Origin of the sequence: Actinoplanes rectilineatus, from assembly GCF_000962825.1 — a bacterium.
GTDB lineage: Bacteria > Actinomycetota > Actinomycetes > Mycobacteriales > Micromonosporaceae > Actinoplanes > Actinoplanes rectilineatus.
The window spans coordinates 23,985-36,648 of the sequence record NZ_JZKF01000027.1; the positions used below are offsets into that span (position 1 = coordinate 23,985).

A 12,664-nucleotide genomic window follows, 5' to 3' on the forward strand; every position below is an offset into this window, starting at 1 on the left:
GCGACGCGGCCGGGGTGCCCTCGGCGACGGCCCGGTGCACCCGGGCCTGGATCGCCGCGGTGCGCGGGGTGTCCACCCCGTGCAGGCGGCCGAGCAGCACGATCTCGCCGTCCAGGTAGTCCGACTCGGGCGTGGTGGCGCGGGTCAGGCTCTGCCGGGTGGAGTTGCCCGACCGCACCTGGCCGGGTACTTCGACGACCCGGAAGCCGGCGCGTTCCAGGGGCGCCGGGGTGATGCCGGCGGCCGCGTACACCGCGTCGGCCTCGGCCCGCAGCGCCTTGAGGGCCGCGTCGCGCAGCGCGCTCGGCCGGTAGAGCGCGTCCAGGGTGTTGAACAGGTTGCCGCGCAGTTTGCTCGCCTTGTAGTCGCTGATGTTCTCGACCACGGTCACCGTGAAGCCGCCCTGCCGCAGGCCGGAGGCGACCGTGGCGAGGCCGTCGGTTGCGGGGCCGTCCGGGTAGTGGCCGAGCCACAGCACGGCCGGTACCGGCTCGGCGTGGTTGACCACGACGCCGGGCGTCACGTAACTGGCCGGGACCCAGACCACGGCGCCCACCACCCGGGCGAACGAGCGCAGCGCGATCCGTTCGGTGGCGAGCCCGTTCTGCAGGGTGACCAGCGGAATCGCGGTTGCGGCCGGGCCGTCGGCGCCCGCTACCGGCTGCCACGCCCAATCGCGGATCGCGGCTTCGGCGTCCGGGGTCTTGACGGTCAGCAGCAGCACGTCGTCGGTGGTGAGGGTGACCTCGGCCGGTCCGGCGGCCACCGGCACGGCGACGGTGTGCTCACCGTCCGGCCGGGCGTAGGTGAGGCCGCGGTCGCGGATCGCGGTGAGCTGCGCGCCGCGGGCGATCAGCAGCGTGTCCACGCCGGCGCGGTGCAGTTCGGCGGCGATGGTCGCGCCGACCGCGCCGCCGCCGATGATCACGTAACGGGTCATGGCGAGACCTGCCTCTGGAGTTCCTGAGCGATCACCGGGAGGTCGGCGCCGAGCCGCAGCCGCTCCAGGAACAGCACGACGGTGGCGGCGACCGTGCGGTGGGTGACGTCGTTGAGTATGTCGTGGCGTCCGCCGGCGACGGTCACCACCGTACCCGGGTACTCCGCCCACGCACCGGCGAGTGGGCTGACCGGGTCGGCGTCGCCGTGCAGGCCGAGCGTGGGGATCGTCACTTCACCGATCTCGCCGATGAATTCAGTAGGAATTGGGGCCGCGGAGAGCGCTCCGGGGGTCAGTGCGCCGCCGGACAGCACGCCGCGGTGGGTGGGGCACCCGGTCCGGGCCTCGAGCTCGTCCTCCGGAGTCACCTCCGGGAAGGACCCGGTGGGGACTCCGGCCAGGATCACCGCGTCCAGGCCGTCCGTTGCCGACCCCGCGAGGGTACGCGCGAAAAGCGCCCCCGCATCCGCCCCGACCAGCACTTTCGGACTCGGCAGCGTCTCGTCGCCGAGCAGTTTCGCGACCGCCGCGAAGCTGGCCGCCGGATCGGCCGCGACGTCCGGCAGAACCCGTACCCGGTAGCCGTCCGCCGCGATCCGCCGGCCGAACCGCCGGTAGGCGTCCGTGCTCTCGCCGCGCCCGGCGGCCACCACCACGGTGCCGCGGGGCGCGATGCCCTCGGGTTCGTCGTACGCGTTCGTCATGCCGGTCAGCATCGCGTGATCACCGCGCGGCTGTCCAACACCTAATTCCGATCGGAACTGAATGCAAAGACTTATCAATTCGCTGCTAGCGTCCGCGACATGGGACAGGTGCTCGACATTCTCGCGTTGCGCAGTCTCGTCGCGGTGGCCGACTGCGGCGGTTTCCACCGGGCCGCCGCGACCCTGCGGATCAGCCAGTCCGCGGTGAGCCAGCACGTCCGCCGGCTGGAGAAGGTGATCGGCCGGCCGGTGGTGGAGCGGCAGGGCCGGGGTGCCGCGTTCACCCCGGACGGTCAGGCGCTGCTGACCGAGTCCCGGCGGATCCTTGCCGCGCACGACGACGCACTGCGCCGGCTGGTCGGCCCGGAGCGTCCCACCGTGACGATCGGCACCACCGAGCACGCCGCCGACCTGATCCTGCCGGCGGTGACCGCGGCGCTGCCCGGCCATCAGGTGCGGTTCCGCATCGACCGGACCCGGCGTCTGGACGCGGCGGTGGACCGGGGCGTGCTCGACGTCGCGGTGCACCTGGCCGAGGCGTCGTCGGCCGAGGGCATCCCGGTCGGGACCCTGCCGCTGAGCTGGTACGCCGCCCCGGACTGGCGGCCTCCGGCGGGCCGTTCGTGGCCGCTGGTGGCGATCGAGGAACCGTGCGTGCTGCGCCGCCGGGCCCTGTCCGCGCTGGCCGGACGCGGTCTGGACGCCTACGTGGTGTGCGACAGCGGCTACGTGGCCGGGGTGGTGGACGCGGTGCGCAGCGGTCTCGGGGTGGCCCTGCTGGCCCGGGTGTCGAGCACCCCGGAGGGTCTGGCCGAGCGCTCCGATCTGCCGCCGGTGCCGCCCGCCGCGATGAGCCTGCGGGCCCGCTCCGGTGCCGATCCGGCGTTGGCCGCGGCGGTCGTCGCGGGGTTGCGCTCGGTGCTGGACCGATAAGCGTCCGTGATCGCCATGATCGCGGATCGTCGTTGGACAGCATGGCGCAATCCCTATTAGCTTGGTGGGAGTTCCGGGGATTGTGCCGTAGAGAGGACCCCGCATGAGCACCTTCGACGAGACCATCCCGCCCACCGCGTCACCCGAGGTGGAGTTCATCAGCCTCGCGCACCTCAACCCGTCGACCGAGCTCGCGCCGATCCCGACCCGCGGCATCGACCTGCCCTACTTCCGGCGCTACGTGGCCGCCCTCGAGGACGGCGGCTACGACTACACCCTGCTGCCCTACGGGTCGTCGAGCGCCGACTCGTTCGTCGTGGCCAGTGCGGTCGGCCAGCTCACCGAGCGCATCAAACCGATCGTGGCGCTGCGCCCGAACACGACCCCGCCGACCGTCGCCGCCCAGAAACTGGCCACCCTGGACCAGCTGACCGAGGGCCGCGCGGTCGTCCACCTGATCTCCGGCGGCAGCGACGCCGAACAGGCCCGGCAGGGCGACTACCTACCCAAGGACCGTCGGTACGCCCGTACCAGCGAATACGTCGACCTGCTGCGCCGCTCGTGGACCGAGCCGGCGGCGTTCGGCCACGACGGCGAGTTCTACAAGTTCGACGACTTCGGGCCGGGCTTCGCACCGTACGAGAGCCCGATCCCCATCTCGATCGGCGGCCAGTCCGACGAGGCGTTCGCGGTCGGCGGCGCGAAGGCCGACATCTTCAGCTTCTGGGGCGAGCCCCTCGACGACCTGAGCAGCGAGATCGACCGGGTGCACGCCATCGCCCGCGCCGCCGGCCGGACCACGCTGCCCCGGATCTGGGTGACGTTCCGCCCGATCATCGCGAAGACCGACGCGGAGGCGTGGCAGAAGGCGCACGTCTACGTCGACAGGATCGCGACGTCGTTCGGCAAACAGCCGTACCGCAAGGGCGTACCGCAGAACGTCGGCTCGCAGCGGGCCCTCACCTTCGCCGACCGGGCCGAACGCTACGACCGCGCGCTGTGGACCCGGACCGCCGCCGTCACCAACGCCGCCGGCGCCTCCACCGCCCTGGTCGGCTCACCGGAGACGGTGGCCGCCGCGATCCTGGACTACGTGGACCGGGGCGCGTCGCTGGTCTCCATCCGCGGGTACGACACCCTGGCCGACGCGGTCGACTACGGCGAGCACATCCTGCCGCTGGTCCGCCAGGAGATCGCGCACCGCCGGGCCACCGGCCGGCGCGGCACCCTGCAGGCCGAACACCTGGGCAACTACGCATGAGCCGGTTCCCCGTCCCGGACCTGTCGGCCGGCGCGCTCGCCAAGGTCACCGCGGAGATCGCCGCCACGGCCGGTGACTACGACCGGACCGGCGACCTCCCGATCGCGGGCCTCGCGGTCGCGCACCGCGCCGGTCTGCTGACCGCCACGGTCGGCGCCCGGTACGGCGGACCGGCGGCCGGACCCCGCGACACCGCCCGGATCCTGACCGCGCTCGGCGAGGGTGACGCCTCGGTCGGGCTGCTCGCGGCGAACCTGCTGAACACACACGCCGCCCAGGACACCCGCCCGTCCTGGCCCGCGTTCTCCTACGAGGACCTGCTGCGCCGGTCGCAGGACGGCCCGGCCCTGGCCAACGCGGTCCGCGCCGAACCCGAGCTGGGGGCCCCGGCCCGGGGCGGCCTGCCGAGGACCACCGTCGTCCGGGAGCCCGAAGGCTGGATCCTGAACGGGCACAAGGCGTACGCCACCGGCGGCGCCGGCCTGGCGTACCACGTGGTGTGGGTGCTCGCCGACGACGGCCGGGTCGGTCACGTGGTCGTTCCCGGCGACCTGCCCGGCATCACCTGGCAGCAGACCTGGGACCACCTGGGCCTGCGCGCCTCCAACACGCACGACGTCGTCTACGCCGACGTCCGGTTGCCACCGGAGGCCTTCACCGAGATCCCGCGCGGCGCGGACGGCGTCTACCGGGATCCCGCGGTCGCCACCGGGCCGGGCGGCTTCGGCCACCCGGCGCTCTACATCGGGGTGGCCCGGGCCGCCCGCGCGGCGTTCGTGGACTACGCCCGGACCCGGGTGCCGGCCGCCCTGGGGAAGCCGATCGCCGAGACCGAGCGGATCCAGGCGGTGGCCGGCGAGATCGACCTGCAGATCGTGCAGGCCGAGACGCTGCTGCACGGCGCGCTGCTGCGCCTGGAGGCCGGCGACACCACGCTGCTGCCGGAACTCTCCCTGATCAAGGTGGCCATCGCCCGCGCGGTGATCGCCGCGACCCAGACCGCGGTGGCCGCCCTCGGCAACCCCGGCCTGACCAGGTCCAACCCCCTGGAGCGTCACCTGCGCGACGCGCTGTGCATCCGCGTGCACCCGCCGCAGGAGGACGCCGCACTTCTTGCCGGCGGACGCCGGATCCTCTCCACCTCCTGAAGGAAAAGATCATGAAGCGCTTCAGACCAGCGATCGCGGCACTGGCGGGGCTCCTGGCCCTGTCCGCCTGCGCGGGCGGCACCGGCGACGACGCAGGCTCCGGCACCCCGCAGGACGGCGGCACGCTGAAGCTCTCGTTCTGGCCGGACAACGCCAACTTCTCCTGCATCGACCCGTTCCAGGTCTACTGGATCGAACACCGGTCGATCATCCGTAACTTCGCCGACTCGCTGACCGACCAGGACCCGCAGACCGGCAGGATCGTGCCGTGGCTCGCCGACAAGTGGGAGATCAGCCCGGACGGCCTGGCCTACACCTTCACCCTCAAGGACGGCGTCACCTTCGCCAACGGGGTGAAGCTCGACGCGCAGGCGGTCGCCGACAACGCCGAGGGCTGGATCGAGACGGTCGAGGCCACCAACGGCGCGGCGTACGGCGCCTCGTACATCCAGGGGCTGACCGGCGCCGAGGTGATCGACCCGCGGACCGTGAAACTGACCCTGAGCAAGCCGAACTCGTCGTTCCTGCAGGCCACCTCGACGACCAACCTGGCGATCATCGACCCGGCCGCGTTCGCGCGGACGCCCGCGGACCGGTGCCTCGGCACGGGCGTGGTCGGCTCCGGGCTGTTCCAGCTGGACCACTACACGCCCAAGGTGGAGACCGTCCTGACCAAGCGGGCCGGCTACACCTGGGGGTCGGAACTCGCCGCCAACCGCGGCGAGGCCCGGCTGGACCGGGTCGAGTTCAGCTACGTCGCCGAGGACAGCGTCCGGACGGGCAACCTGGTCAGCGGCGCCATCGACATCGCCTGGCCGCGCAACCCGTTCACCCCGCAGGACGAAACGCTGATCACCCGCTCCGGCGCGACCGTCGAGAAGCGCTCCCTGCCCGGCGTGGCCAGCACCCTGTTCAGCAACACCACCGCCGGCCGGCCGCTCGCCGACCCGCAGATCCGCCGGGCCCTCTCCAAGGCGATCGACACCCGCACGTACGCGACCACGATCTTCGGCGCGGACTATCCCGAGGTGCAGGGGCCGTTCAACGCGACCACCCCGTACTTCAAGTCGGAGGCCGCCAAGGTCGCCCACGACCTGGCCGGCGCCCGGCAGATCCTGGACGCGGCCGGCTGGACCGTCGGACCGGACGGCTACCGGGTCAAGGACGGCAAACAGCTGGTGATCGACTACCCGCTGCCGTCCACCGCCACCGGCCCCGGCCCCGAACTGCTGCAGGCCCAGGTCAAGGAGGCCGGCATCAAACTGGAACTGCGCACCCTCACCACCGCGCAGTCGGCGACCTACCTGGCCGAGGGCTCGTACGACCTGACCGGCACCTACTTCACCCGGGCGGACCCGGGCGCCCTGCAGTTCATCATCAACCCCGACGTGGCCAACTCGAAGGCACTCGCCTCCCGGATCGGCTCGGCCGACGAGATCAACCAGGTCAAGGCGCTGTTCGCCAAGGCCATCGAGACCACCGACGCGGCGCAGACGCAGGCGGCGTACGCCGAACTGCAGGACTACCTGATCGACCAGGCCCTGACCATCCCGCTGTTCGAACGGGTGCAGAAGGCCGGCGTCGCGAGGAACGTCCACGGGTTCGCCTTCACCTCGGAGTCGTTCCTCAAGCTCAACGACGTGTGGAAGTCCTGAACCGATGACCCGGTACGTCGTGGGGCGCGTCCTGCAGGCCGCCGTGGTCCTCTGGGCCGCGTACACGCTCACCTTCGCCATCCTCTACCTGCTGCCCAGCGACCCGATGCAGCTGCAACTGGCCGCCGCGGGCGTCCAGGAGGACAGCCTGACCCCGGAGCAACTGGCCGGGATGAAGGCCGCGTTCGGGCTGGACCGGTCGGTCGGCGCGCAGTACTGGCACCACCTGACCGGTGTGCTCCACGGCGACTTCGGGATCTCGCTGACCACCCGGCAGCCGGTGACCGACCTGATCGGCGCCCGGATCGGCCCGACCCTGCAGCTCAGCGCGGCCGCCGCGGTGACCGCGCTGCTGTTCGGGTCGGTGCTGGCCTACCTGGCCACGTTCGTCCGGCTCGGCCCGCTGCGGGTGCTGCTCACCCGGCTGCCCGCGGTGGGCGCGTCGTTCCCGCAGTTCTTCATCGCGCTGTTCCTGATCCAGTTCTTCTCGTTCCAGCTCGGCTGGTTCCCGGCCACCGGCACCGAGGGGATCGCGGCGCTGGTGATGCCGGTGCTGACCATCGCGGTGCTGGCATCGTCGGTGCTGGCCCAGGTGCTGATCAAGAGCTTCGACGAGACGCTGCGCCAGCCGTACATCGTCACCGCCCGCGCCAAGGGCCTGTCCCGCTCGGCCGTCCACCTCAAGCACGCCCTGCGCAACGCCGCGCTGCCCGCGATGACCCTGCTCGGCGTGATCATCGGGACGGCGGTGACCAGTTCGATCGTCACCGAGACGGTGTTCACCCGGGAAGGCGTGGGACGGCTCGCCCAGGAGGCGGTGCTCTCCCAGGACGTGCCGGTGGTGCTCGCCGTGGTGACCCTCGCCGCGACCGTGTTCGTCCTGGTCAACCTGATCGTCGACCTGCTCTACCCGCTGCTCGACCCGCGGATCACGGCGGGGGAGGGGACGTTGCTGTGACAGCTCAGGTCGTCGAACCGGTGGTGGTGGACGCGCCCACCGAGACGCGTGAGATCTCCGGGTTGCGGGCCACCACCGCCCAGCTGATCCGCCGGCCACTGTTCCTGATCGCGGCCGCCTGGGTGGCGTTCGTGCTGATCTCGGCGTTCCGGCCGGGCTGGTTCACCGGCTACGACCCGTACGCCACCGACCCCGCCGCGGCGATGCTGCCGCCCGGCGCGGACCACCTGTTCGGCACCGACATCTACGGCCGGGACCTGTGGTCGCGGGTCCTGCACGGCTCGGCGCTGACCATCCGGGCCACCCTGATCGCGCTCGGCATCGCCGGGGTCGCCGGCCTCGGGCTGGGCATCGTCTCCGGGTTCTTCGCCGGGATCACCGACTCGATCCTGATGCGGTTCGTCGACGTGCTGCTGGCCATCCCCGGCCTGCTGCTCGCGCTGTCGATCGTCACCGCCCTCGGGTACGGCACGCTCCCGGTCGCGGTGGCCGTCGGTGTCGGCATCGTCCCCGGTTTCGCCCGGACCACCCGTGCCGAGGTGCTGCGGGTCAAGACCCTGCCCTATGTGGAGGCGGCCCGGGCCGGCGGCGCGTCCTGGGCCCGGGTGCTGCTGCGGCACATCCTGCCGAACGCGTGGGGGCCGGTCGCTGTGCTCGCCGTCCTGGACGCCGGCGTGGCGATCATCGCCATCGCGTCGCTGAGCTTCCTCGGGTTCGGCGCGGCCCCGCCGGCCGCCGAGTGGGGCACGCTGATCGCCGACGGCCGCAACTACCTGATCACCTCCTGGTGGCTCAGCCTGCTTCCCGGGGTGTTCGTGGCGCTGCTGGTGCTCAGCCTGAATCACCTCTCCAAGACCTTCCAGGAGCTGTCCCGATGACGCTGGTGTCGATCACCGGACTGGACGTGGGCTATCTGCGGCGCCGGCAGGTGCACCCGGCCGTGACCGGACTTGATCTGAACGTGGCGCCCGGCGAGGTGGTCGCGATCGTCGGTGAGTCCGGCTCCGGCAAGACCACCACCGCCAACGCGCTGATCGGTCTGCTGCCGGCCGGCGGGCGGATCACCGCCGGCTCGGCGATCATCGACGGGGTCGAGACCGCGGGCGCCGGCGAACGGACCCTCCGTAGGCTGCGCGGGTCGGTGGTCGGCCTGATCCCGCAGGATCCGATGGTGGGCCTCAACCCCACGCAGCGGGTGGGCCATCAGGTCGCCGAGGCGGTCACCCTGCGCGGTGTCGCCAAGCCTGCGGCGTACGCGGAAGCGATCACGTTCCTGGAGCAGGCCGGTGTGCCGGACCCCGAGCTGCGGGCCCGGCAGTACCCGCACGAACTGTCCGGTGGTCTGCGGCAGCGCGCCCTGATCGCCATCGCCCTGGCCGGACGCCCGAAACTGATCATTGCGGACGAGCCGACCAGCGCGCTTGACGTGACCGTGCAGAAGCGGATCCTCGACCACCTCGGCGGCCTCGTCCGCGACCGGGGCATCGCGCTGCTGATCATCACGCACGACCTGGCGGTGGCGGCGGACCGCGCGGACCGGGTGGTCGTCATGCGGCACGGCCGCAAGGTGGAGGAGGGCGACCCGCGGGCGATCCTGCGGGACCCGGCTCAGGCGTACACCCGGACGTTGATCGCGGCGGCGCCGCGTCTCGCCCACGGCGGCCGGGTGGTGCCGCGCTTCGACGTCCGTGACCAGCCGCAGCCCGCGCCGATCCTCACCCTGACCGGCGTCGGCAAGACGTTCGGCACGTTCCGGGCCCTCGACGACGTCAGCGTGACCGTGCCGCGCGGGCGCACCCACGCGCTGGTCGGCGAGTCCGGCTGCGGCAAGACGACCACGCTGCGCATCGCGCTCGGGCTGGAGTCGGCGACCAGCGGCTCGGTGGTGCTCGACGGCACCGAGACGGCCGACCTGAGCTGGCGCGCGTTCCGGCCACTGCGCCGCAAGGCCCAGCTGGTGCACCAGGACCCGTTCGCCACCCTCGACCCGAAGTTCACCGTCGGCCAGTCGATCACCGAGCCGCTGCAGTCGTTCCGGGTCGGCACCCGGCGCTCCCGGCAGGCCCGGGCCCGGGAACTGCTCGACCAGGTGGCGCTGCCCGTCTCCTACCTGGACCGGCTGCCCAGTGAACTCTCCGGCGGCCAGCGGCAACGGGTCGCCATCGCCCGCGCGCTCGCCCTGGAACCTGACCTGATCATGCTGGACGAGCCGGTCTCCGCCCTCGACGTGCTGGTCCAGGAACAGATCCTGGGGCTGCTCGCCGACCTGCAACGCGACCTCGGCCTCTCGTACCTGTTCGTCTCGCACGACCTGGCGGTGGTCGCCTCCCTCGCGCACACGGTCAGCGTGATGAACGGCGGGCGGGTGGTCGAGGACGGCCCGGTGGCGACCGTGTTCACCAACCCGGCCAGCGAATACACCCGGGAACTGATCGACGCCATCCCCGGCCGGCGTGCCGATGCCCTCTGACCGCCGCGATCCTTCCGCGGGTACGCACGAGAGTCTGCTCGTGGTGGACGGCCACCGGCGTCTCGTGACCGCCGTGGCGGGACTCTCCTATCGGGAGGACGCCGGAGTCACCTCTGACGCGAAACGGTGAGGGCATGCGCGTACCCCGGGGAAAAGCGACGGCAGAGAGCGGCCTCCCGCAGATCTCGCACCGCAGGGTCCGCCCGGCCGTTTTGACGGTGTACGCGGTCAGCGCCGTCACCAGCAGCACCATCGCCAGCAGCAGACGCTCGGCGAGCCCCGCGTACGGCGGCAGGCCGGTGCCGCCCAGGAACGCGGGGGCGTTCACCGCCCCGAACACGGCGCACGCGGCCATCGTGGTGAACGCCGCCGCCCGCAGCGCCCGGCTGCCCGCCGACTGCGCGACCAGCAGCGCGATGACCGGGGGCAGGACGGCCACCACCGCGGCGCTGCCCCGGTGAACGACCGCGTCGACGGTCACCGGGGCGCCCGGCAGGTTCGTCGGGAAGACGGCCACCCCGACCAGGCCGGCACCCCAGCACGTCAGCAGCCCGGTGAGCCGCGGATCGCGGGGCAGGGACCGCCGGGCGCCGACCGCGATCCAGGCGGCGGACACCGCCAGCGCGCACGCGGAGAACGCCAGCAGCACCGCGCCGGCCGGGGAACCCACCACGTCGCTGAGCATCTGATCCATCGGGTCGACACCCCCGGTGACCAGCATGCCGGCGCCGGCCGCCGCGGACAGGACCAGCCCGGCCAGGGCGTTGCGGTACCAGCGGGCGACGTCGCGGGCGACGACGGTCACCGGACGGTCACGCCGGCGCGCAGGGCGTACAGCTGCTGGAACGCGGCGACGGTCCGGGCCTCGTCGTGCTGCTCGGCGACCTGGCGGGCCCGCTTGCCGAGGGCCTGCGCGCGGGCCTCGTCGGCGAGGACGGTCCGCAGCCGGGCGGCGAGCGCGGCGTGGTCACCGGGCGGGAAGAGGTAGCCGGTCTCGTCGTCGACGACCAGGTGCGGCAGGGCGGCCGCGTCGGCGCCGACCACCGGACGGCCGCTGGCCATCGCCTCCAGGACGACCAGGCTCTGCAGCTCGGCGGTGCCGGCGTTGACGAACACGGTGGTCGCGGCGTACGCGGCGGGCAGCTCGTCGTCCGGCACGAAACCCGTGAAGGTCGTATTTCTCGTGATATTCAGTTTCTCTGCCAGCTCTTCCAGGTGGTGGCGTTCGGCGCCCGCCCCCACCAGCACCAGGTGGGCGTCCACCGCCACCTCGGCGAACGCCCGCAGCACCACGTCCAGGTTCTTCTCCGCGTCCAGCCGCCCGACGTAGGTGACCGTCGGCTTCGCCGGGATGCCGTGCCGCAGCCGGAACTCGCCGGCCGGCGTGGCCGTCCGGAACCGGCGCAGATCGATGCCGCAGGAGATCGGCAGCACCGGGCCGGGCACCCCGGCCAGGGTCGCCAGGGCGGCGGCGTACGGCGTCGGCGCGGTCACCACGTCGGCCTTGGCGAACACCCGGGCGGCGTCACGCCAGGCCCACTCGTGCACCAGCTGCCGCCCGGCGTCCCCGACCGGCAGGTAGTGGGTGAGGTTCTCCGGCATGAAATGGTTCGTCGCGACCACCGGCACACCCCGCTCACACGCCGCGTCCACCAGCGCCCGGCAGACCGGGAAATGGCTCTGCACGTGGACCACGTCCGGCCGGACCTCGTCGAGGATCCGCCCGGCGGCCCGGCGCAACGCCACCGGCAGGCAGAACCGGAAACCCTGATGGCCGGGTACGGGCAGCGACCTGACCCGGTGCTCGGTGATCCCGTCCGCGGTGACCCGCGTGGTGCTGCGGACACCGTCGGCCGGGCAGACCACGTGGACGTCGGCGCCGTCCTCGCGGTTCAGCGCGCCGGCGAGCCGCTGCGCGAAGTAGGAAGCGCCGTTGACGTGCGGGGCGTAGGTGTCGGCGCCGATGAGGATGCGCATGCGTGTCGCCTCTCGTGTCGTTTCTCGCGAAGTCGGATCGTCAGCAGGACCAGCGCGACCGGGACCGCCACCACGGCGGTGACCAGCAGGAACCCGCCGGGCCGGGCGAGCAGGCCGGTCAGGTGCGCGCCGGCCGCGGCACCCAGGCCGACCAGCACCGAGGCCCGCACGGCGGCGGCCGCGGTCACCAGGGCGGCGAACCGTCCGAACCGGACCCCGGCCAGCCCGGCGGCGACGAACGCGGGCAGCGCCACCACGTCGACGAGCTTCGCGGTGATCACCATCCGGGGCAGGGAACGGGCGACCGCCGCCGTGAACCGGTCCCGCCGCGCGTCCGTCATGCCGAGCCGCGCCAGCAGCGGCCGGACCCGCGGATGCCGGCCCCAGCGACCCAGCAGCCACAGCAGGCTGTCCCCGAGCACCTCGGCCGCCACCACGATCAGCCACGCCGGCCAGAACCGGAGCAGACCGGCCCCCACCAGCGAACCGGCGGTCACCGTGGCGACCGGGCCCTCGAGGAGGACCAGAGGGCCGAGCATCGCGTACGCCTGCGTCGGATCCATACCGAGAAGAATCGATCTCGGACACCGCGCGGGTCGTCACCCCGCGGTAGGGGGT

The 12,664-nt window shown here is 72.7% G+C and carries 11 protein-coding genes and 1 pseudogene; 7 read left to right on the top strand and 5 right to left on the bottom strand.

Going from position 1 to position 12,664, the window contains the following annotated elements:
• Positions 1-46 precede the first annotated feature (46 nt).
• Both WH85_RS54165 and WH85_RS21200 read right to left on the bottom strand, forming a co-directional pair.
• Positions 47-940 (bottom strand): annotated as a pseudogene (locus tag WH85_RS54165) (ketopantoate reductase family protein); the annotation flags it as partial.
• The gene (locus WH85_RS21200; protein WP_211275410.1) at positions 937-1,644 is read right to left on the bottom strand and encodes an alpha/beta hydrolase; all 708 of its coding nucleotides are present in this window, start codon (positions 1,642-1,644) and stop codon (positions 937-939) included. The pseudogene WH85_RS54165 and the gene WH85_RS21200, both read right to left, overlap by 4 nt.
• 99 nt (positions 1,645-1,743) lie before the next feature.
• On the opposite strand from WH85_RS21200, the gene WH85_RS21205 reads away from it, so the two are divergent.
• The 7 genes from WH85_RS21205 to WH85_RS21235 all read left to right on the top strand — a co-directional run bounded on the left by WH85_RS21205 (position 1,744) and on the right by WH85_RS21235 (position 10,069).
• Entirely contained in the window at positions 1,744-2,577 is an 834-nt protein-coding gene (locus tag WH85_RS21205) for a LysR family transcriptional regulator (RefSeq protein ID WP_045743676.1), read from the top strand.
• A 103-nt stretch (positions 2,578-2,680) separates the two neighbouring features.
• Entirely contained in the window at positions 2,681-3,838 is a 1,158-nt protein-coding gene (locus WH85_RS21210; protein WP_045743677.1) for an LLM class flavin-dependent oxidoreductase, read from the top strand.
• Positions 3,835-4,986 carry an acyl-CoA dehydrogenase family protein gene (locus WH85_RS21215; protein WP_045743678.1) on the top strand — a complete coding sequence of 384 codons (1,152 nt, stop codon included), beginning with the start codon at positions 3,835-3,837 and terminating at the stop codon, positions 4,984-4,986. The genes WH85_RS21210 and WH85_RS21215 overlap by 4 nt, the downstream gene beginning before the upstream one ends.
• Before the next feature lie 11 nt (positions 4,987-4,997).
• The gene (locus WH85_RS21220; RefSeq protein ID WP_045743679.1) at positions 4,998-6,641 is read left to right on the top strand and encodes an ABC transporter substrate-binding protein; all 1,644 of its coding nucleotides are present in this window, start codon (positions 4,998-5,000) and stop codon (positions 6,639-6,641) included.
• 4 nt (positions 6,642-6,645) lie between these two features.
• Positions 6,646-7,599, top strand: coding sequence for an ABC transporter permease (locus WH85_RS21225; protein WP_045743680.1), 954 nt, complete (start codon positions 6,646-6,648; stop codon positions 7,597-7,599).
• Complete coding sequence (locus WH85_RS21230; protein ID WP_083449147.1) at positions 7,596-8,477, top strand: ABC transporter permease; 882 nt, start codon at positions 7,596-7,598, stop codon at positions 8,475-8,477. The genes WH85_RS21225 and WH85_RS21230 overlap by 4 nt, the downstream gene beginning before the upstream one ends.
• Positions 8,474-10,069 carry a dipeptide ABC transporter ATP-binding protein gene (locus WH85_RS21235; protein WP_045743681.1) on the top strand — a complete coding sequence of 532 codons (1,596 nt, stop codon included), beginning with the start codon at positions 8,474-8,476 and terminating at the stop codon, positions 10,067-10,069. Before WH85_RS21230 ends, WH85_RS21235 begins: the two co-directional genes overlap by 4 nt.
• Here the strand turns inward: WH85_RS21235 and WH85_RS21240 are convergent.
• The 3 genes from WH85_RS21240 to WH85_RS21250 are packed head-to-tail and all read right to left on the bottom strand — an operon-like array spanning position 9,996 to position 12,609.
• On the bottom strand, positions 9,996-10,874 hold the full coding sequence (locus WH85_RS21240) for a DUF998 domain-containing protein (protein ID WP_045743682.1): 879 nt from the start codon (positions 10,872-10,874) through the stop codon (positions 9,996-9,998). The genes WH85_RS21235 and WH85_RS21240 overlap by 74 nt on opposite strands.
• Positions 10,871-12,046 carry a glycosyltransferase gene (locus WH85_RS21245; RefSeq protein ID WP_045743683.1) on the bottom strand — a complete coding sequence of 392 codons (1,176 nt, stop codon included), beginning with the start codon at positions 12,044-12,046 and terminating at the stop codon, positions 10,871-10,873. Before WH85_RS21245 ends, WH85_RS21240 begins: the two co-directional genes overlap by 4 nt.
• Positions 11,962-12,609 carry a DedA family protein gene (locus WH85_RS21250; protein ID WP_045743684.1) on the bottom strand — a complete coding sequence of 216 codons (648 nt, stop codon included), beginning with the start codon at positions 12,607-12,609 and terminating at the stop codon, positions 11,962-11,964. The genes WH85_RS21245 and WH85_RS21250 overlap by 85 nt, the downstream gene beginning before the upstream one ends.
• Positions 12,610-12,664 lie beyond the last annotated feature (55 nt).

Coding starts and splice junctions, on each gene's coding strand:
- WH85_RS21210 (WP_045743677.1), top strand. CDS start 2,681: ATGAGCACCTTCGACGAGACCATCCCGCCCACCGCGTCACCCGAGGTG.
- WH85_RS21250 (WP_045743684.1), bottom strand. CDS start 12,609: ATGGATCCGACGCAGGCGTACGCGATGCTCGGCCCTCTGGTCCTCCTC.
- WH85_RS21215 (WP_045743678.1), top strand. CDS start 3,835: ATGAGCCGGTTCCCCGTCCCGGACCTGTCGGCCGGCGCGCTCGCCAAG.
- WH85_RS21245 (WP_045743683.1), bottom strand. CDS start 12,046: ATGCGCATCCTCATCGGCGCCGACACCTACGCCCCGCACGTCAACGGC.
- WH85_RS21235 (WP_045743681.1), top strand. CDS start 8,474: ATGACGCTGGTGTCGATCACCGGACTGGACGTGGGCTATCTGCGGCGC.
- WH85_RS21200 (WP_211275410.1), bottom strand. CDS start 1,644: ATGACGAACGCGTACGACGAACCCGAGGGCATCGCGCCCCGCGGCACC.
- WH85_RS21205 (WP_045743676.1), top strand. CDS start 1,744: ATGGGACAGGTGCTCGACATTCTCGCGTTGCGCAGTCTCGTCGCGGTG.
- WH85_RS21225 (WP_045743680.1), top strand. CDS start 6,646: ATGACCCGGTACGTCGTGGGGCGCGTCCTGCAGGCCGCCGTGGTCCTC.
- WH85_RS21220 (WP_045743679.1), top strand. CDS start 4,998: ATGAAGCGCTTCAGACCAGCGATCGCGGCACTGGCGGGGCTCCTGGCC.